The organism is Halarchaeum nitratireducens (assembly GCF_017874695.1).
Lineage (GTDB): Archaea > Halobacteriota > Halobacteria > Halobacteriales > Halobacteriaceae > Halarchaeum > Halarchaeum nitratireducens.
Window position 1 is genome coordinate 187,548 of sequence record NZ_JAGIKY010000002.1, and the last position, 23,584, is coordinate 211,131.

General features: G+C 69.9%; 27 protein-coding genes. 8 read left to right on the plus strand and 19 right to left on the minus strand.

From position 1 onward, the window contains the following. Position 1 precedes the first annotated feature (1 nt). The 3 genes from J2754_RS16410 (at position 2) to J2754_RS03035 (ending at position 2,538) form a co-directional block, all read left to right on the plus strand. A complete protein-coding gene (locus tag J2754_RS16410) occupies positions 2-967 on the plus strand; it encodes an ABC transporter permease (protein ID WP_188877611.1) in 966 nt (321 codons plus the stop codon). After that, a complete protein-coding gene (locus J2754_RS03030) occupies positions 967-1,926 on the plus strand; it encodes an ABC transporter ATP-binding protein (protein ID WP_211086640.1) in 960 nt (319 codons plus the stop codon). Before J2754_RS16410 ends, J2754_RS03030 begins: the two co-directional genes overlap by 1 nt. 126 nt (positions 1,927-2,052) lie before the next feature. Continuing rightward, positions 2,053-2,538, plus strand: coding sequence for a DUF7384 family protein (locus J2754_RS03035; protein ID WP_211086641.1), 486 nt, complete (start codon positions 2,053-2,055; stop codon positions 2,536-2,538). Between the two features lie 12 nt (positions 2,539-2,550). Here J2754_RS03035 and rdgB read toward each other — a convergent pair whose 3' ends face one another. From rdgB to J2754_RS03060, 5 genes are read right to left on the minus strand one after another with little or no spacing between them, the layout of a single operon-like run. After that, positions 2,551-3,093, minus strand: a complete 543-nt coding sequence (gene rdgB, locus J2754_RS03040) for an RdgB/HAM1 family non-canonical purine NTP pyrophosphatase (RefSeq protein WP_188877614.1) — start codon at positions 3,091-3,093, stop codon at positions 2,551-2,553. A gap of 53 nt (positions 3,094-3,146) precedes the next feature. Continuing rightward, positions 3,147-3,416, minus strand: coding sequence for a DUF5808 domain-containing protein (locus J2754_RS03045; RefSeq protein WP_188877615.1), 270 nt, complete (start codon positions 3,414-3,416; stop codon positions 3,147-3,149). Between the two features lie 38 nt (positions 3,417-3,454). After that, on the minus strand, positions 3,455-5,098 hold the full coding sequence (locus tag J2754_RS03050) for a bifunctional N(6)-L-threonylcarbamoyladenine synthase/serine/threonine protein kinase (RefSeq protein ID WP_188877616.1): 1,644 nt from the start codon (positions 5,096-5,098) through the stop codon (positions 3,455-3,457). 17 nt (positions 5,099-5,115) lie between these two features. Further along, positions 5,116-5,250: a 30S ribosomal protein S27ae gene (locus J2754_RS03055; protein ID WP_188877617.1), complete on the minus strand. Its 135-nt coding sequence runs from the start codon at positions 5,248-5,250 to the stop codon at positions 5,116-5,118. Continuing rightward, positions 5,250-5,561 carry a 30S ribosomal protein S24e gene (locus J2754_RS03060; protein ID WP_211086642.1) on the minus strand — a complete coding sequence of 104 codons (312 nt, stop codon included), beginning with the start codon at positions 5,559-5,561 and terminating at the stop codon, positions 5,250-5,252. The genes J2754_RS03055 and J2754_RS03060 overlap by 1 nt, the downstream gene beginning before the upstream one ends. Positions 5,562-5,849: 288 nt before the next feature. Between J2754_RS03060 and J2754_RS03065 the strand changes: the two genes are divergently transcribed. After that, complete coding sequence (locus J2754_RS03065; protein ID WP_211086643.1) at positions 5,850-6,005, plus strand: hypothetical protein; 156 nt, start codon at positions 5,850-5,852, stop codon at positions 6,003-6,005. On the opposite strand, the gene J2754_RS03070 is transcribed toward J2754_RS03065, so the two are convergent. Genes J2754_RS03070 through J2754_RS03090 form a run of 5 tightly spaced genes read right to left on the minus strand, consistent with a single transcriptional unit; the run spans position 5,999 to position 8,926 of the window. Beyond that, complete coding sequence (locus tag J2754_RS03070; protein WP_188877620.1) at positions 5,999-6,535, minus strand: GTP-dependent dephospho-CoA kinase family protein; 537 nt, start codon at positions 6,533-6,535, stop codon at positions 5,999-6,001. The two genes, J2754_RS03065 and J2754_RS03070, sit on opposite strands and share 7 nt — an antisense overlap. 7 nt (positions 6,536-6,542) lie before the next feature. Then, the gene (gene spt4, locus J2754_RS03075; RefSeq protein WP_188869467.1) at positions 6,543-6,740 is read right to left on the minus strand and encodes a transcription elongation factor subunit Spt4; all 198 of its coding nucleotides are present in this window, start codon (positions 6,738-6,740) and stop codon (positions 6,543-6,545) included. A gap of 1 nt (position 6,741) precedes the next feature. Next, positions 6,742-7,302: a DNA-directed RNA polymerase gene (locus tag J2754_RS03080; protein ID WP_188877621.1), complete on the minus strand. Its 561-nt coding sequence runs from the start codon at positions 7,300-7,302 to the stop codon at positions 6,742-6,744. Beyond that, entirely contained in the window at positions 7,303-7,686 is a 384-nt protein-coding gene (locus J2754_RS03085; RefSeq protein WP_211086644.1) for a PIN domain-containing protein, read from the minus strand. Between the two features lies 1 nt (position 7,687). Beyond that, entirely contained in the window at positions 7,688-8,926 is a 1,239-nt protein-coding gene (locus tag J2754_RS03090) for a translation initiation factor IF-2 subunit gamma (RefSeq protein WP_211086645.1), read from the minus strand. A 203-nt stretch (positions 8,927-9,129) separates the two neighbouring features. Between J2754_RS03090 and J2754_RS03095 the strand changes: the two genes are divergently transcribed. Beyond that, entirely contained in the window at positions 9,130-9,993 is an 864-nt protein-coding gene (locus J2754_RS03095) for a ZIP family metal transporter (protein WP_188877624.1), read from the plus strand. A gap of 42 nt (positions 9,994-10,035) precedes the next feature. Then, the gene (locus J2754_RS03100; RefSeq protein WP_211086646.1) at positions 10,036-11,010 is read left to right on the plus strand and encodes a DUF5787 family protein; all 975 of its coding nucleotides are present in this window, start codon (positions 10,036-10,038) and stop codon (positions 11,008-11,010) included. A gap of 123 nt (positions 11,011-11,133) precedes the next feature. On the opposite strand, the gene J2754_RS03105 is transcribed toward J2754_RS03100, so the two are convergent. From J2754_RS03105 to J2754_RS03130, 6 genes are all read right to left on the minus strand, one after another. Beyond that, on the minus strand, positions 11,134-11,958 hold the full coding sequence (locus tag J2754_RS03105) for an MBL fold metallo-hydrolase (RefSeq protein ID WP_211086647.1): 825 nt from the start codon (positions 11,956-11,958) through the stop codon (positions 11,134-11,136). 2 nt (positions 11,959-11,960) lie between these two features. Continuing rightward, positions 11,961-13,313 carry an ATP-binding protein gene (locus J2754_RS03110; protein WP_211086648.1) on the minus strand — a complete coding sequence of 451 codons (1,353 nt, stop codon included), beginning with the start codon at positions 13,311-13,313 and terminating at the stop codon, positions 11,961-11,963. 55 nt (positions 13,314-13,368) lie between these two features. Further along, complete coding sequence (locus tag J2754_RS03115) at positions 13,369-15,132, minus strand: flippase activity-associated protein Agl23 (protein WP_211086649.1); 1,764 nt, start codon at positions 15,130-15,132, stop codon at positions 13,369-13,371. Between the two features lie 143 nt (positions 15,133-15,275). Continuing rightward, positions 15,276-15,872: an arsinothricin resistance N-acetyltransferase ArsN1 family B gene (locus tag J2754_RS03120; protein ID WP_211086722.1), complete on the minus strand. Its 597-nt coding sequence runs from the start codon at positions 15,870-15,872 to the stop codon at positions 15,276-15,278. 31 nt (positions 15,873-15,903) lie between these two features. Next, the gene (locus J2754_RS03125) at positions 15,904-17,787 is read right to left on the minus strand and encodes a cation:proton antiporter domain-containing protein (protein WP_245332878.1); all 1,884 of its coding nucleotides are present in this window, start codon (positions 17,785-17,787) and stop codon (positions 15,904-15,906) included. Positions 17,788-17,859: 72 nt separating this feature from the next. Further along, positions 17,860-18,786 (minus strand): MBL fold metallo-hydrolase, encoded by a 927-nt coding sequence (locus J2754_RS03130; protein ID WP_211086650.1) that lies wholly within the window; start codon positions 18,784-18,786, stop codon positions 17,860-17,862. Positions 18,787-18,880: 94 nt separating this feature from the next. On the opposite strand from J2754_RS03130, the gene serS reads away from it, so the two are divergent. Further along, entirely contained in the window at positions 18,881-20,266 is a 1,386-nt protein-coding gene (serS, locus tag J2754_RS03135) for a serine--tRNA ligase (protein WP_211086651.1), read from the plus strand. Then, positions 20,266-20,769: a DUF367 family protein gene (locus tag J2754_RS03140; protein WP_211086652.1), complete on the plus strand. Its 504-nt coding sequence runs from the start codon at positions 20,266-20,268 to the stop codon at positions 20,767-20,769. The genes serS and J2754_RS03140 overlap by 1 nt, the downstream gene beginning before the upstream one ends. A gap of 170 nt (positions 20,770-20,939) precedes the next feature. Here the strand turns inward: J2754_RS03140 and J2754_RS03145 are convergent, their stop codons facing one another. The 3 genes from J2754_RS03145 to J2754_RS03155 all read right to left on the minus strand — a co-directional run bounded on the left by J2754_RS03145 (position 20,940) and on the right by J2754_RS03155 (position 23,577). After that, on the minus strand, positions 20,940-22,046 hold the full coding sequence (locus J2754_RS03145) for an IS630 family transposase (RefSeq protein ID WP_211086653.1): 1,107 nt from the start codon (positions 22,044-22,046) through the stop codon (positions 20,940-20,942). 74 nt (positions 22,047-22,120) lie between these two features. Then, positions 22,121-22,267 carry a 50S ribosomal protein L40e gene (locus J2754_RS03150; protein WP_188877636.1) on the minus strand — a complete coding sequence of 49 codons (147 nt, stop codon included), beginning with the start codon at positions 22,265-22,267 and terminating at the stop codon, positions 22,121-22,123. A 68-nt stretch (positions 22,268-22,335) separates the two neighbouring features. After that, the gene (locus J2754_RS03155; RefSeq protein WP_211086654.1) at positions 22,336-23,577 is read right to left on the minus strand and encodes an Nramp family divalent metal transporter; all 1,242 of its coding nucleotides are present in this window, start codon (positions 23,575-23,577) and stop codon (positions 22,336-22,338) included. Between the last annotated feature and the right edge of the window lie 7 nt (positions 23,578-23,584).

Consider the following 23,584-nt stretch of genomic DNA (forward strand, 5'->3'; position numbering starts at 1 on the left):
CGTGTCCACGGACGTTCGCTACGGCGGCGTTCCCGCGCTTGGAGCCCGCGCGCTCGTGCTCGCCGTCGGCGCCGTGCAGGTCGCGGCGTTCCTCGTCGCCGACGCTCTCGGTCGTCCCACCCTGTACGTCGCGTTCGCGGTCGCCAGCGCCGCCTGCCTCGGTGCGCTCGCCGACCGCGGCCCGTTCGGCATCGTCGCCGCCTGCCTGAGCGGTGCGCTCCTCGTCGCGCTCGTCTATCCGCTCGTCACGCTCGTCACCGTCGCCTCGCCCGAGAGCGTGCTCGCCGCGCTCGCCCGTCCAGACGTTCGACGAACGCTCTACCTCTCCGTCTACGCCCCGCTGCTCGCCACGCTGCTCGCCTGTGTCCTCGGCGTCCCGCTCGCGCTCCTGTTGCGCCGCGGCTTCCCGGGGCGCCCGCTCGTCGAGTCCCTCGTCGACCTCCCGCTCGTCGTCCCGCACAGCGTCGCGGGTCTCGCCGTCCTCCTCGCGTTCGGCGAGGGCGGGGCGTTCCCGACGCTCCCCGTCCTCGGTGCCGTCCCCGGCCTCGTCCTCGCGCTCGCGTTCGTCAGCGCGCCCTACGCGGTTGACGGCGCACGCGAGGGATTCGAGACGGTCGATCGCGACGCCGAACGCGCCGCGCGCTCGCTCGGCGCCTCGCGCTTCGAGACCTTTCGCCGCGTCACCGCGCCGCTCGCGGTCCGGGGCGTCCTCTCCGGCGCCATCCTCTCGTGGGCGCGCGCCGTCTCCGAGTACGGCGCCGTCGCCGTCGTCGCGTACAACGTCTCTGTCTTCTACCCGCCCGCCGGCGAGCGCGTGCAGGCGATGTTCGGCTCCGTCTTCGTCGTCCGCGAACTCGACGTCAACTTCGACGCCGCCGTCGCCGTCGCCGTCTGCCTCCTCGCCGTCTGCGTCGTCGTCTTCCTCGCCGTCCGCGCGCTCACCCGCGACGCCGGGAGGTGGGCCTAGTGCTTCGCTTCGACGTCCGCGCCGCGTTCCGCGACGACGCGACGACGTTCGAGGTCGCCGCGGACCTGACCGTCCGCGACGGCGAGACGCTCTGCCTCCTCGGGCCCTCCGGGAGCGGGAAGACGCTCCTCCTCGAACTCCTCGCGGGGTTCCACGACCACGACGGGTCGATCGAACTCGACGGTCGCTCCCTCGACGACGCGCCGCCCGAGGAGCGCGATCTCGGCCTCGTCTTTCAGAACTACGCGCTCTTCTCCCACCTCAGCGTCCGCGAAAACGTCGCCTTCGGGGCGACGTACCACGAGGACGCCCGCGACCCGGACGCCCTCCTCGCGCGCCTCGGCGTCGCGGACCTCGCGACGCGCTCTCCCGAGACGCTCTCCGGGGGAGAGAAACAGCGCGTCGCGCTCGCGCGCGCGCTCTGCGTCCGCCCCGACGCCTTCCTCCTCGACGAACCGCTCTCCGCGCTCGACGCCCCGACGCGCGAGCGCCTCCGCGACGACCTCGTGGACGTCCTCGCCGACGAGACGGCGGTGTACGTCACCCACGACCGGACGACCGCGCGCGCCGTCGCCGACCGCGTCGCCGTCCTCCGCGGCGGTCGCGTCGCGCAGGTCGGTCCGACGGAGGCGGTGTTCGAGCGCCCCGCGACCCGCTTCGTCGCCGCCTTCACCGGCGCCACCGTCGTCGAGAGTACCGACCTCCCCGCGGGCCTCGACGCCCCGACGGGGACGCTCGCCGTCCGCCCCGAACACGTCCGCGTCGGCGTCGACACCGGCGTCCCCGCGCGCGTCACGCGTGCCGTCCGCGAAGACGCCGCGCACCGCGTCACGCTCGCCGTCGGGGACGCCGAACTCGTCGCGTACGCGCCGACCGATCCCCCGACGGAGACGACCGTCGCCGTCCCGCCCGGACGCTGGCACGTCCTCCCCTGTGGGGAACGCGACGCCGACGCGTGACTTTATCCGCGCGCCGACCCTCGCCGTCGCGTATGGAACGTTGGGACGCCCTCTTCGATCGCGCCGCCGACTACGACGTCGCCCTCGACGACGTGCGCGACGCGCTCGCCGACCGTCGGGGTGCCGATGAGTAGACGCGACCCCGATCCGCCGGACATCTCGCGCGTCGTCGCCGACGCCGACGTCCTCGCCGCGGACCTCCTCGTCGGCGGGGCCGCCCGCGACGCCCTCGACGTCGTGCGCGCGCACTCGTGGATGACGCTCGTGGCGAGCGACGCGCTGCTCGACGACGCTGAGGCCGTGATCGCCGACCTCGCCGACGGCGCCCTCGCCACCGACTGGCGCGAGAAAGTCGCGTCGCGGGCGGCGCTCGTCGATCACCCCGACGGCGACCATCCCGCGCTCGCCTCGGCCGCGCACGGCGACGCCGCGCGCGTCCTCACCTTCGACGAATCGCTGCGGAGCGCACGGACCAACGCGACCGTCAAGAAGTACGTCACCGTGAGCTTCTCGCCACCCGACGGGTTCGCGCGTCTCTTCGACCCCGAGCGCCTCTACCCCGAGGTCGTCGGCGGTGACTACCCCGGCCCGGACCGCGATCCGCGCGCCTGACGTCCCCCTCGCTTATTCGCGCTCGGCCAGCCACTCCGCGAGCGACGCGAGCGCGCGCCCGCGGTGCGAGACGGCGTTCTTCGCCTCGGTCCCCATCTCCGCGAACGTCTCTCCCTCGTGCTCGAAGATCGGATCGAAGCCGAACCCGCCGGCCCCGCGCGGTGCGACGATCCGCCCCGACACCTCCCCGGTGAACGTCTCGACCGTCTCCCCGTCCGCGTACGCCACGACGGAGCGGAACGCCGCCGCGCGGTCGTCGAGGGACCGCACGAGCTCCCAGACGCGCTCGATCCCGAGCGTGTCCTCTACGTACGAGGAGTACGGCCCGGGGAACCCTCCGAGGCCGCCGACGAACAGCCCCGAGTCGTCGACGATCACCGGATCGCCGCCGCCCGCGGCCTCGTGGGCTTCGTGCGCACCGCGCGCCGCGATCGCAGCGAGGTCGTCGCTCTGGATCTCCGCGTAGTCGTAGTCGAACTGTTCGACGGCCGCGTCGAGGTAGTCGCGCGCTTCGCGCACCTTGCCGGCGTTCGTCGTCACGAAGAGTAGGCTCATGGCCTATCGTGCATCGCCGCGGACCAAAGAGCGTTCGAAACCGTCGGCGACGCTTACTCGTCGACGACGACTTCGACGGCCTCGTCCACCGCCCCCTCCTCGTCCTCGCCCTGCTGTTGCTGCCAGAGGAGGACGCCGGCGATGGCGAGGACGATCCACGAGCGCCAGTTCGCCAGGTTCAGCGTGTAGCCGACGCCGAACGGCTTCTCGACGAGCATCCCCTCGCCGGGCTGCCAATACGCCTTCAGCATGTTCGAGAGCGACGGACGCTCGAAGTTGTACGGGACGCCGAACAGTTCGCCGGACGTGGGTTTCTCGGGCATACGCGACGCTACGGTGGGCGGTGGGAAGAAGCTTTTCGCTATCGGTAACGCCCGCGTTCCTCGACCTCCCGCAGGCGCGCGACGACGTCCGGATCGCCCGCCTCGCGGTACGCCGCCTCCGCCGCCGCGACGAGCGGCTCGGGGTCGCTCGCCGTCCCCCTGATCGACCCCTCGAAGACGCGGAGGTCCATCGCGTAATCCTCGACGTCGTCCGTGTAGTAGCCGAGGCCGAAGTCGATGAGGTGGACGCGCTCTGCCCTCCCATCGCGCGAGGCGCGCTGCCCGTGTGTCGCTTCCGCTCCCGCTCGCTCGTCCCGCGTCACGCTGCGCGTGACGCGCGCGTTCCGGGTCGTCGGATCGCCGTGGACGAAGCCCGCGTCGTGGATCGCCGCGAGGTGCTCGGCGACGGCGGCTATGCGCGCCTCATTCAGCGCGTCGCGCAGGTCGGTGTCGCCGACCCGTTCCATCCGCAGCGTGCTCTCCGGGACGTCGACGTCCGAGAGCACGGGCGTCGGGACGCCGACGCGCCGCGCCTCCGAGAGCAGGCGCGCTTCCCCCGTCGTCCGCTCCCGGCGGAGGCGCGCGTCGAGCGCGTCGTGACGGTATCCCTTCGGCCGACGAGTCTTCGTCACTCTCGTCTCGTCCGCCTCGACGATCGCCTCCGCGCCGCGCAGGTCGCCGCCCGACCCGCCGAGCAACACGTCCTCCGCGTCGTCGCGCCACGTCACCGCCACCTCGTCCGGCCGGTAATCCGGGTCGATCGCCGACTCCGCGACGTCGAGCGTATCGCCCGCACGATACATCTTCGCACCGAGCACCGCGATCATCCCCGCGTTGTCCCGGAGGAAACGGGGCTCGGGCGCGTAGAAGCCCGCGCCGCGCTGCTCACACATCGCCGCCAGCATCCCGCGCAACCGGGCGTTCTGGCCGACCCCGCCTCCCAAGACGAGCTCGTCGCGCCCCGTCAGTGAGAGGGCGCGCTCAGCGACCTCCGTCAGCATCCCGAACACCGTCTCCTCTAAGCCCCGACAGACGTCCTCGACGGGCGTCCCGTCGTCGTAGGCGTCCTTCGCGGCACTCATAATTCCCGAGAAGGAGAAGTCCATCCCCTTCACGACGTACGGGAACGGGACGTACTCCCCGCGCTTCGCGTGGTCCTCGACCTTCGGACCGCCCGGGTGCGACCAGCCGACGTGGCGCGTGAACTTATCGAGGGCGTTCCCCACGCCCGTATCCATCGTCTCTCCGAGCACGCGATAGCGCCCGTTGTGATACCCCAGGACGTGCGCGTTCGCTCCGGACGCGTTCAGACAGACCGGCGACTCGAACCCCGAGCGATGGCGACCGATCTCCAAGTGTGCCACCATGTGGTTCACGCCAACGAGCGGGACGTCGAGACCCTGCGCGAGCGCGCGCGCCGCCGACCCGACGATCCGCAAGCACGGCCCGATGCCCGGCCCGCGCGCGAACGCCACCGCGTCGATCGGACCCTCGGCGTCTTCGAGGGCGGTCTCGATCACCGCCGGGATCGCCTCACGCATGTGCTCTGCGGCCTCGCGCGGGTGAATGCCGCCGCTCTCCGGTTCGTACGCGTCGGACTCGATCCTGACGCGATCGCGCTCCGTATCGAACACCGCGGCGCTCGCACACCACGCCGTCCCTTCGATCCCGACGACGCGCATGAAAAGACGTTAGCGCGTTACTTCCACTCGGTGTAGCCGCACTTCCCGCAGTGCTCGCGGTCCGAGTGATCCGCGAGGAAGGTGTCGCCACAGCGCGGACACTGGGTCTTCGACGCCGTGCCGTCGTCGTTGTAGTAGTCGGCGCGGGACATTACTCCTCAGCCTCCGCTTTCTCGGCCCCCTCGGCCTCGATCTTGTTGCGTTCGAGCATGTGGCCCTGCTCGACGTCGATGGCGGCGTCCGGTGACTCGTAGACCTTCGCGTAGCCCACGGTCTTGCGCATCCCGAACTTCGTATCGAGGCTGCGGACGACGACCTCGTCGCTGTCCTTGTCCAGCGTCGCCGCGAGGGAGTCGCGGACGGAGAGACGGGACGGCGTCGCCTCGTCGTGCGTGATCTCGAACTGGACCTCCTGTCTGTGGAGGAGCGGATTGCCCTCCTCGCTCAGGATTTCGATTTCCATGATCAGTTGTCATCCACTAAGGCGCCGAACCGAGTAAAAGCATTACGAACGACCTTTCGCAGCGCTCGGCGCGGCGAAGCCGCGCCGTCGCTTGCAAAAGCTCGGCCAAAAGCGCTGTACGACCCCGTAGGGGTCGTTTGCGCCTCGCCTGACGGCGAGCGAACCCCGACTCTACCGGGCTCTCCGAGCCACTCGGGTCGCGGACACCGGCGACGTGGATCGGTCGGTCGGCCGAACGCTTTTCTCGCGCTCCGCCGTCCTCGCTCGTATGCCTTCCACGGTGATCCGATGAGCACGGCATCGGCGCAGCGAGCCGGCCTCGCGGTGCTCCTGCTCGGCTGGTTCCTCCACTCGGCCTCGGCGGGCGACGTCTCGGCCGTCGGCCTCCTGCTCGCGTTTCTCGGGGCTGTCGGCGTCGTCCTCGCGTGGCTTCGCGACTACTGACGCTCGACGAGCCGCCAGAACGCCGCGGTCGTCTCCAGCTCTTCGGCGAGGTCGCGCACGCGCTCGCGGAGGCCGGCGGTGACGTTCGCGCGCACCATCCCCTCGCCGGGCTGGCCGTACACCACCGTCGCGTCGGCGGGCGCGAGGAGGACGGCGGGCACCGTGGCGAGGTCCTCCTCGCCCGTCACGTCGATCCGCGTCGGACCGTCGGCGTCGATGGCGTCGCGGAGCGCGCGCACTAACTCGGCGGAGAGCGTCCCCGGCTTCGAGTCGACGCCGACGGTCCGCGGCGCGTTCGGGATGTCGGCGAGCACGTCGTCGGCGATCGACTCGCGCTCCGTCTTCCCGTCGACGACCGCGACGTGTGGCGCGACGCCCGCCCGCCCGAGGTGCGCGCTCACGACGTCGCCGACGGCGACGATCGGCTCGCCCGCGCCGTCGAGTAGCTCGTGTGCGTCCGCGAAGACGGGGCCGAGTGGCTCCTTGAACGACGCGCGCGCGCTCTTCGGCAACGTTGCGACGGTCTCCATCGACCCGTCAGCGGACCTTCAGCGCGTACTCGCCCGCCTCCGTGACCTCCATCTTCTCCGCGATCTCGGAGGACCCGGGGTGCGTGATGACGACGTAGCCCGCCCAGTCCTCCGTGAGGTCGTTCGACCCGCAGTAGGGACAGACGTCCTCGTCGGGTTCGACGATCCGGTGACAGTCGTGGCAGGCGAGGCGGTTCGACGCCATCCTACTCGGCCTCCGGGTTCTCGTCGGCCTTGCGGAGCCACTCGTGCTTGCCGAGACCGGGCTGTTTGGCGGTGAGGCCGATCTTCGACTCCCGCGGGTTGCGCTCGTCGATGCTCTTCGTGACGATCCGTGCGCGGACCGCGTCGTCGACGCCGAGCACCTCACTGGACTCGCGGCTGGCGAGCTGTTGGTTCTGTTCGTCGTACGCGAGGTACTCGTCGCTGATCTGGCTGACGTGGAGCAGGCCGTCGACGGGGCCGATCCCGACGAACGCCCCGAAGTTCACGACCTCGACGACCTCACCGTCGATGACCTCCTGCATCTCGGGGTCGAACGTGACGGCGTCGAACTCCGCCTCGTAATACACCCCAGGTCGGTTCGGGAGAACCGCGCCGTCGCCGATCTCGTGGACCTCCGTCACCGTGACGACGCTACCGAGGTTCTCGTCCATGCGCCCCTCGAGCTTGTCCTGGAGTAAGCGTTTCACCAGGTCCGGCGAGACGTTCGCCAGGTGCTCCGGGGGTACTTCTACCGTGTCCTTCAGGCGTGCGCGCTTGTACATCTATGGGTGCGTGCGTGTGAGTCGATTCCGGCCCCGGAGGTGTATCACCGGGGTACCGGCCGCGAGTACGCGCTCGCGGAGGGGGCCGTCGTTCGTGCAGACGACGTCGACCGCGCCCGAGTCGGCGAGCGCGACGATCTCGTCGTCCGCGTACTGTCCGTCCGTCTCCTGTTCGTCACAGCGGGCCGCGAGGTCCGTCCCGACCGCCGCCGCGGTCGCCGCCTCGCCGTTTCCGTCGGCGAGCGACGCCAGTTCGTCGGCGACGACGTCGGGGACGACCGGGTCGTAGTCGGCGCAGACCCGATCGAGCCCCTCGAAGACGCGAACGCCGACTTCGACCGGCATCATCAGCGCGTTCGCGTCCAGTGCGACCCGTTCCGTCATGTTACCCCTGCAGGCGGCCGATGCCGATGAGACGCCAGCGCGCGCCGACGCGGCGGTTGATGGCGATGACGTCGCCGACCTCGGCACAGACCGGGCGCTTGAGGTTCACCTCGCACTCGCCCTCGCGCGCGGACGTGACCGCGCCGACCGTGGTGGCGGTGCCGACGGTGAGCATCAGCGGCTCGCCGGTGTTGATGTCGTCGATGGTCTCGCCCTCCTCCGCGCCGACGAGGCGTTCGAGGAGGTCGACCTCCATCTCGAAGGACTCCCACGTCGGCGGGAGCGCATCGGGGTGGCCGGCGACCTGTCCGGCGAGCGCGTCGCCCTTCGTCATGCTCGGATCGAGGCCCGTCCCCACGCCCAGCAGGCCGCCGGGCGTGACGGTGTCGACGTCCTCGCCGCCCGCCTGAAGCGAGCGGACGGTCGTCGTGATGGACTGCCACTCGGACTGGCCGCCCTCCTCGACCTCGCGGCCCGGCCGGAGTTCGAGGTCGTCGTCGACGTCGAGCTCGCCCGCGACGAGGCTCCCGCCGAGGACGCCGCCAGTGAGCCCCTCCCACGTCGTGCCGGGGCGGTTGATGTCGAAGGAGCGCGCGACGTACATCCGCGGGTCCGCGTCGGGATCGCGCTCGGGGGTCGGGATCTCCTCCTCGATCGTCTCGATGAGGACGTCGAGGTTGATCTCCTGCTCGGCCGACACGGGGACGACCGGGGCGTCCTCGGCGACGGTACCCTCGACGAACTCTTGGATCTGCTCGTAGTTCTCGCGGGCCTGCTCGCCGTCGACCAGGTCGATCTTGTTCTGCGCGATGACGACGTTCTCGATCCCGATGATGTCGAGCGCCATCAGGTGCTCTTCGGTCTGGGGCTGAGGGACCGCCTCGTTCGCGCCGACGACCAGCACCGCACCGTCCATCAGGGACGCGCCGGAGAGCATCGTCGCCATCAGCGTCTCGTGCCCGGGCGCGTCGACGAACGACACCGTCCGCAGGACGTCGGTGTCGACGTCGTGCTCCGAACAGTGCTCCTCGACCGTGTAACACTCGGGGGGCTCGTCCTCCGGGCAACGCCGGAACGTCGCGTCCGCGTAGCCCAGTCGGATGGAGATGCCGCGTTTCATCTCCTCGGAGTGCTGATCGGTCCATTCGCCGGACAGCGCGCGCACGAGCGTCGTCTTTCCGTGGTCGACGTGCCCGACGAGACCGATGTTCACCTCCGGTTGGCGGTGAGTTCCTGCCATGCAGTAATCTTGCGGGTACTTCACCCCGCAGAAATGATAAAGCCCCCGATTCGACGCCGTCGCGGCGGTTCTCAGCCCGTGTCGACGCCTCGCACGACCACCCCCGACCGCCGCAGGTACTATCCCCCGCCTCCGCCTACGACCGGCATGCAGACACGTTCACCCACCACCGGGAACCACTCGCGACTCACCGATCGACGCCGATGAGCGCGTTCGCCGACGCGTTCGTCGGTGTCGCCGGCTCTAACCCGATCGTGCAGGCGTTCGTCGGGGGTCTCGTCATCGCCGCGCTCAACCTCGTCGGTGCGCTCGGCATCATCGTCTGGCGCGATCCCTCGGAGCGCGCGCTCGACGGCGCGCTGGGGTTCGCCGCAGGCGTGATGCTCGCCGCGAGCTTCACCAGCCTCATCCTCCCGGGGATCGACGCCGGTGGCCTCGTCCCCGTGCTCGTCGGCCTCGTCCTCGGCGTCCTCCTCCTCGACCGCGCGGACCGCTGGGTGCCCCACGTCCACGTCCTCGTCACCGGGGGCACGCGCGCCGACGCCGCGAAACGCGACACGGGCGACGCGACGGATCCCGAGGCGTCGAGCGACGACCCCGGCCTCGACGTCGACGGTCGCGTCGCTTCCGTCCTCCTCTTCATCGTCGCCATCACGCTCCACAACATGCCCGAGGGCCTCGCGGTCGGCGTCGGGTTCGGCACCGGGAACCTCGGCGAGGCGCTCCCCCTGATGCTCGCCATCGGCATCCAGAACGTTCCCGAGGGGCTCGCCGTCGCCATCGCCGCGCGCAACGCGGGTCTCGGAACGCGCTTTTACGCCATGATCACGGGGCTTCGCGCCGGCCTCGTCGAGGTTCCGGTCGCCGTCTTCGGCGCGTGGGCCGTCCTCGTCGCCACTCCGGTCCTCCCGTACGCGATGGGGTTCGCCGCCGGGGCGATGCTCTACGTCATCTCTGACGAGATCATCCCCGAGAGCCACGCGCGGGGCTACGAGCGCACCGCCACCCTCGGCACGATGGCCGGCCTGATGGTGATGCTCACCCTCGACGTCGCGCTCGCCGCCTGATCCGACGCGGCGCTTAACCCCGCGGCGCCCCTCCCGTGGCGTATGCGAGAGTTCGCGTTCGAACTCCGGCTCTGCGCTCACCTCGAACGGTCGTATCCGGTGGTGGCGCGCCAACTCGGGACGAGCGTCCGTGCCGCCGGCGGGCGCATCGTCGACGTCGTCTGTCTCACGCGCGGCCCCGAGTTCGACGCTCGAACGCGGCTCACGCCCCACGCGATTCCCGTCGCCGCGGTCGAGGCCGACGTCGGCGTCGGCCGGTGGCGTCGCGTCACCGCGGCCTTCGACGGGTCGCCGGCCCGCGCCCGCGACCTCGCCGAACGCGGGCACGAGGCGGGCTTCTTCGACCTCGACAGGCGGGACGGCCACGCGGTCGTCCGCCGGACCGCGCGCTACCCCGACTGGGTCGGCGACCTCGTGGGGATCGAGAACAAACCCGACCTCGGGGAGCCGGGGGACCTCGACGCGCAACTCCGCCACGACGTCTCGCTCGGCGTCCTCGACTACGCCGTCCTCGCCACCGAGTCGTACGTGACGCGCGCGCACCTCAACCGCCTCCCGCCCGACGTCGGCGTCTGGCGCGTCGACGTCGACGCCGCGGAGCCGATCGAGGTGGTGGGCGAACCGACGCGCCTCGACGCCGACAGCTGGGGGCTCGAACCCGGCGACGCCCACCCCGGTCGGCGCGAGGTCGCCACCGTCTCCCCATCGGAGAAGGCCACCCAACGGCGTCGCGTCGCCGAACGCGCCTACGGGAAGGGGTGGCGGACCTACGACCTCCCGGCGTGTGCGAACGCCCAGCGCGGGCGCGAGGCGGGTGTCGAGACGCTCCCCGACTGCGCGTACAAGGACCGCCTCGTCGATCCCGCGAGCGAGTGCGGGCCGGCGTGCCCGGGGTACGCCGCGGGTGACGCGCCCGACGTCGATCCCGAAGCGGAGCGCGCCGCCCGACAGGCGTGGGACCCGGACGCGTCGAGCGCGCGCACGCAGGCCGGCCTCGGGCGGTGGACGAACGACTAACTGCGCTCGGCTCCGCTCTCCGACGTGTCCCGCACTCGCCCGCTCACCCGCTCCGGCGTTCGCGTCGTCCTCTCCGGCGTCGTCGTCGGCCTCCTCGTCACCGGCGTCGCGTACGCCTCCCCCTCAGAGTGAGAACGTCTCGCCGTCCACCGCCAGCGGCGCCGCGAACGCCTCGTCGGGCGGATAGCGGTGGGCGACGTGCACCACGCGCAACTCGGCCGCGTTCAGGTCGTCCGCGAGCGACACGGCGCCCTCCCGCGTCATGTGTTTCGTGCCGAACGTCCGCGGGGTCCCCGTCTCGTCCTCGTCGCGGCCGCCGAGCGGGTGGTAATCGCAGAGGCTCGCGGGGACGATGCCGTCGGCGAGCAGGAGGTCGGCGTCGCGGAGCGCGTCTCGGGAGGCCGCGGGCACCCGGTAGCTCGTGTCCCCCGAGAGCGCGAGCGTCGCGCCCGTCTCGGGCTCCTCGACGACGACGCCGTAGGTGAGCAGGGGGGGATGGTCGACGGGGACGAGCGTGACGTCGAAGCCGCAGACGCGAAAGGACTCGTGGGGCGTCCGCGATTGGACGCTCACCGTCTCGAGGTAGTCGTACTTCCGCCGGATCGTCCCGGCGACGCTCTCGTTCGTCTTCGGGTCCGTCTCGTTCGCGGCGTAGACCGGGAGGTGATCGAGGAGCCGATAGACGTTGCCCAAGCCGTCCAGGTGATCGAAGTGGATGTGCGTGATGACGGCGGCGTCGGGGAGCGCCACGTCCTCGCGGAGGAACTGCTGTCGGAAGTCCGGGCTCGCGTCGATGAGGAGGACGTCGCCCGTCGACTCGTTGCGGACGTGGACGGACGAGCGGGTGCGCTCGACGCCGCGCTCACGGGCGGCGAGGCAGGTGTCGCAGTCGCACCCCGGCCGGGGCGTTCCCGCGGTGTCGCCCGTCCCGAGCAGCGTCACGCGCATCCCTAGTCGTCCGCGTCGGCGGGCGCGTGTTCGTGTTCGTGGTCGCGGTCGTGATCGTGTCCGTGGTCGTGCGCGTCGTCCTCCGTCTCCACCGCCTCTTCGAGGCTGTCGAGGTTCCGCAGGTGATCGCGCTCCTCGAAGGACTTGACCGCGTCGAGGAGGTCGGCCTGCGAGAGCGTGGTGCGGTCCTCGACGAGCGCGTCCAAGACGGCCTCGCGGAGGACGAGGCGGAGGTCGCTCCCCGTGAGACCGTCGGTGTTCGCGGCGATCGCCTCGGGGTCGAACCCCTCGACTTCGATGCCGCGCGTGACGATCCGCAGGATGTCCGCGCGCATCGGCTCGGTGGGTTTGGGGAAGCTCAGGATCTCGTCGAAGCGCCGCCACACCGCCGCGTCGAGCTCGTCCGGGTGGTTCGTCGCGCCGACGAGCAGGACGTCGTCCTTCACGAGGCTCATCTCGTCGATGGCCTTCAGGAGGGTGTTGACGGCGCGCTTGATCGCGGCGTGCTCGTCGCTCGTCCGGGTCTTCGCCACGAAGTCGAACTCGTCGATGAAGAGCACGCAGGGCGCCAGGCGTTTCGCCACCTCGAAGACCTTCTCGACGTTCTTCGCGGTCTCGCCCAGGTACTGGCTCGTGATCATCGAGAGCTTCACCTCGACGAACGGGAGATCGAGGCGGTGGGCGAGCCCCCTCGCGGTGCTGGTCTTCCCGGTGCCGGGCGGGCCGACGAAGAGGAGCTTCCCGACCTCGACGAGCCCGACCTGCGCGAGGTAGTCGCGGTGCTCGATGGCCTTCGAGACCTTCGCGGTCTCCGCCTGCTGCTCGTCGGTGAGCACGAGGTCGTCGAGCGTCGTCTCGATCTCCGCGGGGGCCTGCACCTCCACGAGGTCGAGCATCTCCTCGTCGTCCTCGTCGAACATGTCCTCCAGCAGGCCGTCGATCCACTGCGGGTCGGCCTGCACGGGACGGTTGGCCTCGCGGGCGGCCGCGTAATCGACGTCGTCGAAGTCGTCCTCGTAGGCCGCGGCGAGCGCGGGGTTCGCCTGGATCCGCGGGGCGTCCGCGTGGTTCGCGTACCACTCCTTCGCCATCTCGTCGTCCACGAGGCGGATTCGCCCCGAGAACGAGTCCTGTTCGGTGAACATCAGGCTCGCTACCTCGTCCCACGGATCCGCGATGTCGGTCGCCTCCGCGACGGCCTCGCCGGTCGCCTGCGGGGGTCGGGGGACGCCGTCGCCGTCCCAGAGCGCGCTCCGGACGGCTGGCGGGAGGTCGTTCTCGTCGAGGTCGGTGTTGCGCTCGTAGACGCGTGCGGTCAGGAGGAACTCCACGACGTCGAGCGCCCGATCGGTCATTACCCCCGGAATTGACGCTCCCGCCGCATAAGACCGTCGGACGACCGACGGCGCGTCACGCCGCCACGACGCTCCCGTTCGGTGCCGGCATCGCGCCCGCCGCGTCGGCGCTCGCCGCGTCGGTCGTCGCTCCCTCGGTCGCGTCGTCGCGGACGAAGAAGACCAGCGGCCGCCCGGACTGGTACCCCTGATGGGTGCGCTCGGTGTAGGCGTCCGCGTCGAGCGCGCTCCGGACCGCTCCCGCCTCGCTCTCCAGCGCGATCACGACCGGCGGCTGGCGGTCGGCGAGGACGCTCCGGTCGGTCGTGCTCCCGACCCGCGCGCCGTACCGATCGAAGTACCACGGGAGCGGGAGGCGGGCGAACCAGCCCGGATACCCCCCGCTCTCGATCTCCAGCGACGGCGGCCGTTCGAGGTCGCTCGGGTTGTAGAACTCCTCGCCGTAGAACACGACGTCGATCCCGTCGTGCGCCGCGGCCACCGTCTCGATCTCGGCCAGCGTCGGCTTCATCTCGCCCGCCGGCTGGGCGTACTGGACGAGCGGGTTCGTCTCGCCGTCCTGCGGGGCGGCGTAGCTCGTGTACGCCGCGGTGCCGCCGACGACCGCCGCGCTCACGAGCAACACCGCGGCGGCGAGGCGGAACGCGATCGGCTCCCCGGCGACGTAGCCGCGCTTGCCGACGCGGTGCACCCACGCGAGGCCGACCGCGGCGGGGAGCGCGAGCGGCGCGACGACGTGCGTCGCGAGCCACCCGGCGAGGATGTCCGTCACGACCGCGTAGCCGAAGATGCTCGCCGTCCCCCAGTAGAAGCAGAACTCGACGACGTTCCGCGTCCCGCCGCGCCCGTAGCGCTCTCGGACGAAGCCGACGAGCGCGAACGCGCAGGTGACGGTCGCGGTCAGCCCGACGATCTTCAGGAGGCGGCCGACGAACTCGACGGTGGAGTGGCTGCTCATTCCCGCGTGCGCCCACGTGCCGACGAACGCGTGCCACGTGTCGACCGTCGCCGTCTCGACGACGCCCGCGAACGCGCCGGGCCCCCCGAAGAGCCCGTACACCTCCGGGATCGGCGCGTAGAACGCGACGACGACGGCGGCGAAGACGAGGAGCGCGGCGGGAAGCGCGAGGAGGAACGCGGCGGCGGTCCGCGTCTCGGCGCTCCGTCTCCACTCGCCGACGGCGTCGGTCACCGACGCGACGAGGCCGCGCTCGCTCAGCGCCGCGGCGAGCAGGTGTCTGTCGAGGACGAGGACGCCCGCGCCGATCCACGCCACCGGGTAGAGCAGGGCGTTCTCCTTCATCGTGAACGCGAGGGCGAACGGGAGGGTCCCCGCGAGGACGTAGCGGATCCGGCGGGTCGCGGCCGCCCGCGACCAACAGCCGAGCGCGGCCATCATGCAGGCGGCCACGAGCAGGTCGTTGCGCATGAACCGCGAGTAGTAGAGGAGCGCGGGGCTCGCGGCCAGCAGGAGACCGAAGATCACGACTTCGTCGTCGCGCAGTCGGTCGCGGTAGAGGTAGGCACAGAGCGGGAGGAGGCCGCCGCCGACGGCGACCACGAGGCGCATCGTGGCGTCGGTCGCCCCGAGCCACGAGAAGACGACGCCGTTGACGTGCGGGAGGAAGGGGCCGTGGATGATCGGGCGATACTGCCACTGTCCGACCGTCATGTAGTGGAGGATCCAGTCGGCCACGCGCCCCTCGTCCTGGTGGGCGACGCGCGCGCCGAGCGCGACGAGGCGGGCGAGGAGCGCGAGCGCGGTGACGACGAGGAGGACGGGGAGCGGGCGGCTGAACCGGCGGAGACGCTGGCCCATAGCGCTACGTGGGTGGTGGCTCCTAAAACGCTTTAGGAGACGGCGCGCGGTCCGGTCGACGCGCCGCCCGCCGCGCTCGCGTCCGCCGCCGCCGTCGTCGGCGTGCCCGGTCTCGTGTTTCTCTCCGCGCTGCGGACGGCTGGTCACTCCGCGGGCGCGTCGAGCGATCCGAGGACCTCGTTCCACGCCTCGCGTCCGCGGAGCGCGGTGAGCGGTCGGGGCGGGTCCGGGTCCGCCGGGCGCTCGCCGAGGGCGTACGACCACCACCCCACGTCGTGCCACGCGCCGTGCTTGTACCCCATCCCGGAGAACGTCCCCTCGTGCTCGAAGCCGAGGGACTCGTGGAGCGCGACGCTCGCCTCGTTCGGGAGCGTCACGACGGCGTAGACGACGACGTACCCCTGTCGATCGAGCAGCGCGAGTAACGCCTCGTAGAGCGCTCTCCCGATCCCGCGGCGCTGTGCCGACTCGGTGACGTAGACGGTGCTCTCGACGGCCCACTCGAAGGCGCCGTACGCGCGGATCGGCCCGGCGCTCGCGTAGCCGACGACGTCGCCGTCGCGCTCGCAGACCAGCCACGGATAGTCGGGGAGCGTCTCCGCGATCCGCTCGCGGCACGCCGCGACGCTCGGCGGCGCCGTCTCGAAGGTGATCGCCGTCTCCGTGACGTACGGCGCGTAAATACGTCTGATCGCCGCCGCGTCGTCGGGCGTTGCGAGGCGGAGCGCCGGATCGCTCACGCCGGTTCGCTGGGCGGTGCTCGGCCGCCGATCACGCCTTCTCCGCCGCCGACGAGGGGTTACACCGCTCGACGGCCTCGCGGACCGCCTCCTTCCGCCCGAGGAAGGTGAGGTGGTCGCCCGCCTGTAGGGTGAAGTCCTCGCTGGGGACGGCGTTCTCGCCGTCGCGGCCGACGAGCGCGATGATGCAGCCGTTCGGGAGGTGTTCGTCGAGCTCGCCGATCGTGCGCCCGACGAGGTCGTCCGCGGTGACCTCGATCTCCTGAACATCGCCGCTGCGTCCGATCTCCGTCATCCAGTTGGAGAGCGCCGGGCGCTCGATGAGGTTGTCGATGCTCCACGCCGTGGCGAGCGAGGAGGAGACGGCGCGAACGCCGAGCTCGCTGAACGCGTCGACGTTGTCTGGGTTGTTGACCCGCGCGATGATGGTCTCGGGGTCGAACTTCGAGTCGACGAGCTGGCTGACGAGCAGGTTCGCGTCGTCGTCGCCGGTCGCGGTGACGACGATCTTCGCGTTCTCGATGCCCGCGGCGCGTAACACGTCCATGTCCGTGCCGTCGCCGGCGTGGACCGTGAAGCCGCGCTCGCGCGTGAGTTCGATGGTCGATTCGTCCATTTCGACGATGACGACGTTCTCACCGCGGTCTTCGAGGCGCTCTGCGAGCGCGCGACCGACGGTGCCGCCGCCGACGATGATGACACGCATGGGTATGACGTCGAGGAATTCCGCGATGTGCCTCGCGAGGCCGCCCTCGAATACGACCGTGAGGAGGATGGTGAGGAAGACGACGCTGACGAGCGCGTTCGCTGCGTTCTCCATCCCGGCAGAGCGCAACTGGACCGCGAAGAGCGTCGCCACGGACGCGGGGATGATCCCGCGGGGGCCGACGAAACTGATGAACGTCCGCTCGGCCATCGTGAAGCGATCACCGAACGTGGAGACGAAGACGGCGAGGGGGCGGACGACGAGGGCCGCCCCGGCCGCGACCGCTACGCCCGCGATCCCGAAGCGTAGCAGGTCGCCGAGCGAGAGCAGCGACGCGAGCGCGATGAAGACGAAGGAGAGGACGATGAGCGTGATATCGCCTTTGAACGTCTCGATCTCCTCCTCGTAGGGGAGGTCGGCGTTCCCGAGGATGATGCCCGCGGTCGCCACGGCGGGGAGCCCGGCCTCCCCGAGCCCCGAGAGCTCCGCGAGGCCGTACGCGGCGAGCGCGCTTGCGAGCGTGACGAGCCGCGCGTTCTGCACGGCGTTCCCCGGCGAGAGGTCGATCCGGCGGAGGAGCGCCCACGCGGCCCCCGCGACGACGAGGCCGGCGACGACGCCGACGCCGATGCGCGCGGAGAACGCGGTGATGACCTCGCTCGTCGTCGCGGCCTCCGCGGTGACGACCTCGAAGGCGACCACGGCGATGACCGCCGCCGTGACGTCGTTCACGACGCCCTCGGTTTCGAGCGACGCGCCGACCCGATCGCGCACCGGGACGACCTCGAGGATCGGCGTGATGACCGTCGGCCCCGTGGCGACGAGGAGCGCGCCGATGAGGAACGCGACGTCCCACGGCTGCCCGAGGAGGACCCTGACGAGGAGCGCCGTCCCGAGCAAGGCCACCGCCGCTCCGAGCGTCACGAGACGTAAGCTCTCCCGGGGCGCTTCGCGAAGCTTCTCTAGTTTCAGGTGGAACGCCCCCTCGAAGACGATGATGGCGACGCTCACCCCGACGATCCCGGAGAGCGCGCCTCCGAACGTATCGCGGCCGATGAGACCGAACACCGGCCCGACGAAGACGCCCGCGAGGATGAGGAACAACACGCTCGGCACACGGAGTCGCGCGGCGACGAGCTGGGCGAGGACGCCCAGCACGAGGATGAGCGCGACGAGTGAGATGAGTGACGATCCGGACACGGGTACCAGTAGGTTGTTTTGGGGGATATGCAATAAATGGGGGTGGTCGCGGCGCGAAATTCCACGACTGTTCGGTGGTGTTTATGCTACTCTCCTATCGAGCGCCACTAGAACCCCGCGCACGTTCATCGCCACCTCCTCCTCGGCCTTGTGTGCCGGCCAGACCTCGTCCAGCGACGTCCGCTCCGCGAAGTACCGCTCGACCGCCTCGTCGTCGTCGAGCTCTGCGCGCTTCTCCCGGACGCGCGCGACCCACTCCCGCAGGGTGGTCGCGTACTCGTCGAGCACGCCGTCGACGTCGTCGGCGACCGGCCCGAAGTGCGGGTAGAGCAGGACGTCGGGGGCGCGCTCGCGGATCGTCGCCACGTCGTCGAGGCAGGTCTCCAGCTCGAAGTTCGGCGGCGGACTCGTCTCGTGGACCTCACTGAGCGCGGGCACCCAGATGCCCGCGGCGTCCGCCGTGTGCACGAAGCCGTCCCGGTCGTCTTCGAGGACGACCTGGTGGGGCGCGTGGCCCGGCGCGTGGTGGGCCGTGAGCGTCCGATCGCCGAGGTCGATCCGGTCGCCGTCCGCGAGCTCGACGATCCGCGACTCGGGGACGGGCTCGGGGTCGACGTAGTAGCGCCACTGGTCGCCGACGGCGCGCTTCGTCCCCGCGACGAGGTCCGCGGGGTCGACGAGGTGGGGGGCGCCGATCTCGTGAACGTAGACGTCGGCGTTCGGACAGGCGTCGGCGAGGAAGCCCGCGCCGCCCGCGTGATCGAGGTGGACGTGCGAGACGACGATCGCGCCGAGGTCGTCGCGCGCGATCCCGACTTCGTCCAGCGCGTCGAGGACGCGCTCGTGGTGCGTGCCGATGCCCGTATCGAGCACCGCGGGCCGTTCGGCGTCGACGACGTACACCGCGCCGTAGCCCGGCGTGTCGTACATCCCCGTGTCGACGTAGTGGACGTCCGTGCAGGCGTCGACGCGCGCGCCGTCCCCCGGTGACGTGCCGCTCTGTGGCATGATTCGACGTGGGATCGGAAGCGCGAAAAAAGCGCCGCCCGGCGAGGGAGACGAATCCCGTCACCGTTTTGCCCGCCGACGGGAACACGTACGTATGCTCAGCCGGCAGTTCGTTCGGGAGAACCCGGACGTCGTGCGCGACGCCTTGGAGAAGAAGGGGGTCGACGCGGACCTGGATCGGATCCTGGAGGTCGACGAGGAGTGGCGCGACCTCAAGCGGAGGGGCGACGACCTCAGACACGAGCGTAACGAGGTCTCCTCGGAGATCGGCGAACTCAAACAGGAGGGGAAGGAGGAGGCGGCCCAGGAGGCCATCGAGCGCTCCCAGTCGCTCAAGGACGAACTCGCGGACGTCGAGGCGCGCGCGGACGACCTGGAGGGCGAACTCGAACGCCTCCTGTTGACGCTCCCGCAGATCCCGCAGGACGAGGTGCCCGTCGGCGCGGACGAGTCCGAGAACGTCGAGCGCCGCCGCGAGGGCTTCGACGACCTTCGCGAGCTCCCCGACGAAGTGGTCCCGCACTACGATCTCGGCGAGGACCTGGACGTCCTCGACTTCGAGCGCGGCGCGAAGGTGTCGGGCGGCGGGTTCTACTTCGCCAAGGGCGCGGGCGCGCGCCTCGAACACGCGCTGATCCAGTTCATGCTCGACGTCCACCGCGAGCAGGGGTACGTCGACGTCTTCCCGCCGATCCCCGTCAACTCGGCGTCGATGGAGGGGACGGGGCAGTTCCCGAAGTTCGTCGAGGACGCCTACCGCGTCGGCGGCGTCAACGAGGCCGACTACGACGACGACGACCTCTGGCTCCTCCCGACCGCCGAGGTGCCCGTGACGAACATGTACCGCGACGAGATCCTGCTCGGCGAGGACCTCCCGCTGAAACATCAGGCGTACAGTCCCAACTTCCGCCGCGAGGCCGGCGAGCACGGGACGGAGACGCGCGGGATCGTTCGCGTTCATCAGTTCAACAAGGTCGAGATGGTGAACTTCGTCCGCCCCGAGGAATCCGCGGAGCGCTTCGAGGGCCTCGTCGACGAGGCCGAGGAGGTCCTCCGCCGCCTCGAACTCCCGTACCGCATCCTCGAGATGTGCACGGGCGACCTCGGCTTCACGCAGGCGAAGAAGTACGACCTCGAGGTGTGGGCGCCCGGCGACGACATGGACGAGGGCCCCGCGGAGGGCGGGCGGTGGCTCGAAGTCTCCTCCGTCTCGAACTTCGAGGGCTTCCAGGCGCGGCGCGCCGGCATCCGCTATCGGCCCGAGCCCCACGAGTCCGCGGAGTACCTCCACACGCTGAACGGCAGCGGTCTCGCCGTCCCCCGCGTCGTCGTCGCCATCCTCGAGTATTACCAGAACGAGGACGGCACCGTCGACGTCCCGGCGGCCCTCCAGCCCTACATGGGCGGCCAGACGGTCATCGAGGGCCGCGAGAAGGTCGGCGAGAGCGCGCTCGGCGCCGGCGAGGGCGACGACGCGTAGTGGACCTCCACGTCCGCTACGAGGGCGACGACGACCCCGAGAAGTGCACGGCCCGCAAGCTCGCGCGCTTCGACATGGCCGAGCTCCACCGGACGAACCGCGCGACGCCGTACGGGCTCGTCCTCAACCCCCACGCGGACACCGCGCTCTCGCCCGCCGACGCCGATCACTCGACGCTCGTCGCGCTCGACTGCTCGTGGGAGACCGCCGAACGCGCGATGTTCGAGATGGCTGGCGATCACCGCGCGCTCCCCTTCCTCGTCGCCGCCAACCCCGTGAACTACGGGAAGCCCTTCCGGCTCAACACCGCGGAGGCCTTCGCGGGCGCGCTCTGTATCCTCGGCGAACGCGAGCACGCCGAGGACGTGCTGGGCAAGTTCCGGTGGGGGCACACCTTCCTCGAACTGAACGAGGAGCCGCTGCGCCGGTACGCGGCGTGCGCGGACTCGACGGAGGTCGTCACGGTCCAACAGGAGTACCTCGACGCGGGCGCCGAGGAGTAGCGGAACCACCGGAATGACGACTCACTCGCGCGCTAGCGCGAGGCCGACGAGCCACTGACGGTGGCGAGGAAGGCTTTTTGTCCGCGGAACGCGCCGCGTTCCGCGGGATCAGCGAGCGATCTCCGATCGCTCGCGGAGGTCGACCTTTTCCTGTGCGCGGCCTTTAGTGACTAACGCAACTTCTGAATGAATCCGTCGAGGTGATTTTCGATCCACGAGCCTGCGAAACTCAGCTGGTCGGTCAGCTTCGTGAAGATCTCATCGAGGAGGGCGCGGTATTCGGCCGCGCCCTCCACGATCAGGGGCGAAGACTCCCATTTGAGACTCTTCCAGACGGGTTCAATCGGGTTGAGATGCGGCGAGCCCACAGGCAGAAAGATGAGGTCGATCCCGAGTTCGTGGGCGCGTTTGCGCGTGTACGCACAGATGTGTGACGAGAAGTTGTCCAAGACGAGCAGAATCCGCTCGCCCGGATTCTGCTCGCGGATCGCTTCGAGACACGCACAGATCTGCTCTTTCTCCTGATTCGGCGGGAATTGGAGAACACTCTCGCCGTTGAGCGCATAGAACCCGGCCGCTGGTGTATCGATTTTCACCAGCGGCCGGGTAATCGTCGGCTCGTTCACTGTGTAGAGCCGCTGAGAATTGTCCCACGGTTGCGGATGCGAGATATCGAAGAAACCGACTGTCGTGCCGCCATCTGTCCGGATATCGTCATCAACCGTCCAGTCTTCATCTTCGTCGTCTTCTGGCTGTTTGTTGTGGGGCTCGTTTTTCTCATCCTCGGCGAACGCGTCGGCAACGCGTTCGTCGAGGATTTCGTCGGCGTTCTCTGGCCGGTCTGGCCTCTCGGTACGCGGAATCGCGTACGAGAGGCCGAGATCAGACAGGAGTCGCGGCAGATAGTTCGGATGGTACTCGACATCGAACTCTTCGTTGATGAGGTGCTGAATCTCCTGCTTCTTCCAGGGTTCGCCCTCTTCGAGCAGGTCAAGGAGCCGCTCTCGTTGTTCCTCGTCGAGCTTCGGGGGCCGCCCGCCCCCGAAGCTCGGGGTCAGAAGTCCGAGACCGCCCTTATTCCAGAGCCTGGCCCAGCGACTCCCGGTTGATTGGGACATCCCGACATCGTCGGCTGCATCTTCGAGTGATGCGCCCTTGTACAGCCGTTTGATGAAGATGAGTCGCTTACTCACCTTCTCGTCATCTGTCTGTGTGAGCAAGCGGTCGAGATCGTCCTCACTGAGGTGACGGACGATCTCTTTCTCTCGTCCTGTCATTGCCCTACCAACTCAGAATACACCTAAATCTTCTGTGAACCACTATCGGCCGCGCACAGGAAAAGGTCGCGGTTCTACGTCGCGCGACGCTCGCGGGCCTTCGGGCGGAGCTTGCCGTAACCGCACTTGCGGCACTGCGTCGCTTCCTTCGCGTTGCGCGCGTTACAGCGCATGCAGATCTGCTTTCCGAGGAGGCGGTCCTCGATGGATTGCTCGGCCATACTGTCGGAATCGGCGCGGAGGCGGTTAAGGTTTTAGAATCGCGGTCCTCGGCGGTCGGCGACTCGGATCACCCGAACAGCGTCGTGTAGAGCAGCCACCCGTTGAGCGCGACGATCACCGCGACGACGAGGCTGAGGACGCTCGTGGTGCTCGTTCGATTGACGAACGACCCCATGAGCCCCTCCTCGCGGGTGAAGTAGAGGAGGGGGATGAGGACGAACGGCAACTCGAAGGAGAGCGCGACCTGGCTGGCGACGAGGACGCTCGTCGGGTCGAAGCCGGCGATGACGACGGCGAGACTCGGGACGAGCGTGACGGAGCGGCGGGTCCAGACGGAGACGTTCCAGTCGAGGAAGCCGTCCATGACGGTCTGGCCGGCCATGGTGGCGACAAGCGAGGAGGAGAGACCGGCGGCGATGAGCGCGATCCCGAACGCGAGGCTGGCGTTGGCGCCGAAGACGCCGGCGAGCGTGACGTAGGCCTCTTCGAGGGTCTCGATGCCGGTGCCGGTGAGCGCGGCGGCGGCGACGACGAGCATCGCGGCGTTGACGAACATCGCGCCGAACAGCGCGACGATCGTGTCGATGCTCTCGTAGCGGAAGTGGCGCCGGTGGACGGCCTCGGTGTCTCCGGATTCGGCGACGAGACGGCTGCGCCGGTCCTGGACGATGTAGGGGTGGAGGTAGACGGAGTGGGGCATCACGGTCGCGCCGAGGATACCGATGGCGACGTAGAGCGCGCCGGCGTTCGGGATGGAGGGCGCGAGACCGAGCGCGACGTTCGCCGGGTCCGGTTTGGCGAGGGCGACCTCGAAGACGAACGCGAGCGCGATGACGCCGACGAGCGCCATGATGGCGAACTCGATGGCGCGAAAGCCCCGCCGGTACGCCGAGCGCACGCCGAGGAGGGCGAAACTGGAGATGCCCGCGAGGACCGCGCCCGCCCACAGCGGGAGGCCGAAGACGAGGCTGAACCCGATGGCGGCGCCGATGATCTCCGCCATGTCGGTGGCGATCATGGCGAGCTCGGCGGCGGCCCAGAGCACGTAGACGACGGGCCGCGGGAGACGCTCCCGGCAGAGGGCGGCGATCCCTTTCCCGGTGGCGATGCCGAGCTTCGCGGCGACGATCTGGATGCCCATCGCCACGATCGAGGCGAGGACGATCACCCAGAGGAGCGCGGTGCCGTACTTCGCGCCGCCCGAGATGTTCGTCGCCCAGTTCCCGGGGTCCATGTACGCGACGGAGATGAGAAAGCCCGGCCCGATGTACCGCGCCAGCTCGCGTATCGAGAACGCGTTATTCGACATTAGTTAT

Excerpts from the sequence above, each read along its gene's own strand:
- J2754_RS03105 (WP_211086647.1), bottom strand. The coding sequence starts at position 11,958 with ATGCGCGTGACGCTGCTCGGGACGGGCGACACCGCGGGAACGCCCCGG.
- J2754_RS03050 (WP_188877616.1), bottom strand. The coding sequence starts at position 5,098 with ATGCGCGTCGTCGGGATCGAAGGGACGGCGTGGTGTGCGAGCGCCGCG.
- J2754_RS03095 (WP_188877624.1), top strand. The coding sequence starts at position 9,130 with ATGAGCGCGTTCGCCGACGCGTTCGTCGGTGTCGCCGGCTCTAACCCG.
- J2754_RS03115 (WP_211086649.1), bottom strand. The coding sequence starts at position 15,132 with ATGGGCCAGCGTCTCCGCCGGTTCAGCCGCCCGCTCCCCGTCCTCCTC.
- J2754_RS03045 (WP_188877615.1), bottom strand. The coding sequence starts at position 3,416 with ATGCCCGAGAAACCCACGTCCGGCGAACTGTTCGGCGTCCCGTACAAC.
- rdgB (WP_188877614.1), bottom strand. The coding sequence starts at position 3,093 with ATGAGCCTACTCTTCGTGACGACGAACGCCGGCAAGGTGCGCGAAGCG.
- J2754_RS03130 (WP_211086650.1), bottom strand. The coding sequence starts at position 18,786 with ATGCCACAGAGCGGCACGTCACCGGGGGACGGCGCGCGCGTCGACGCC.
- J2754_RS03110 (WP_211086648.1), bottom strand. The coding sequence starts at position 13,313 with ATGACCGATCGGGCGCTCGACGTCGTGGAGTTCCTCCTGACCGCACGC.
- J2754_RS03085 (WP_211086644.1), bottom strand. The coding sequence starts at position 7,686 with ATGACGGAACGGGTCGCACTGGACGCGAACGCGCTGATGATGCCGGTC.
- J2754_RS03060 (WP_211086642.1), bottom strand. The coding sequence starts at position 5,561 with ATGGAAATCGAAATCCTGAGCGAGGAGGGCAATCCGCTCCTCCACAGA.
- J2754_RS03145 (WP_211086653.1), bottom strand. The coding sequence starts at position 22,046 with ATGACAGGACGAGAGAAAGAGATCGTCCGTCACCTCAGTGAGGACGAT.
- J2754_RS03080 (WP_188877621.1), bottom strand. The coding sequence starts at position 7,302 with ATGTACAAGCGCGCACGCCTGAAGGACACGGTAGAAGTACCCCCGGAG.
- serS (WP_211086651.1), top strand. The coding sequence starts at position 18,881 with ATGCTCAGCCGGCAGTTCGTTCGGGAGAACCCGGACGTCGTGCGCGAC.
- J2754_RS03100 (WP_211086646.1), top strand. The coding sequence starts at position 10,036 with ATGCGAGAGTTCGCGTTCGAACTCCGGCTCTGCGCTCACCTCGAACGG.
- J2754_RS03090 (WP_211086645.1), bottom strand. The coding sequence starts at position 8,926 with ATGGCAGGAACTCACCGCCAACCGGAGGTGAACATCGGTCTCGTCGGG.
- J2754_RS03035 (WP_211086641.1), top strand. The coding sequence starts at position 2,053 with ATGAGTAGACGCGACCCCGATCCGCCGGACATCTCGCGCGTCGTCGCC.
- spt4 (WP_188869467.1), bottom strand. The coding sequence starts at position 6,740 with ATGGCGTCGAACCGCCTCGCCTGCCACGACTGTCACCGGATCGTCGAA.
- J2754_RS03070 (WP_188877620.1), bottom strand. The coding sequence starts at position 6,535 with ATGGAGACCGTCGCAACGTTGCCGAAGAGCGCGCGCGCGTCGTTCAAG.
- J2754_RS03155 (WP_211086654.1), bottom strand. The coding sequence starts at position 23,577 with ATGTCGAATAACGCGTTCTCGATACGCGAGCTGGCGCGGTACATCGGG.
- J2754_RS03065 (WP_211086643.1), top strand. The coding sequence starts at position 5,850 with ATGAGCACGGCATCGGCGCAGCGAGCCGGCCTCGCGGTGCTCCTGCTC.
- J2754_RS03150 (WP_188877636.1), bottom strand. The coding sequence starts at position 22,267 with ATGGCCGAGCAATCCATCGAGGACCGCCTCCTCGGAAAGCAGATCTGC.
- J2754_RS03055 (WP_188877617.1), bottom strand. The coding sequence starts at position 5,250 with ATGTCCCGCGCCGACTACTACAACGACGACGGCACGGCGTCGAAGACC.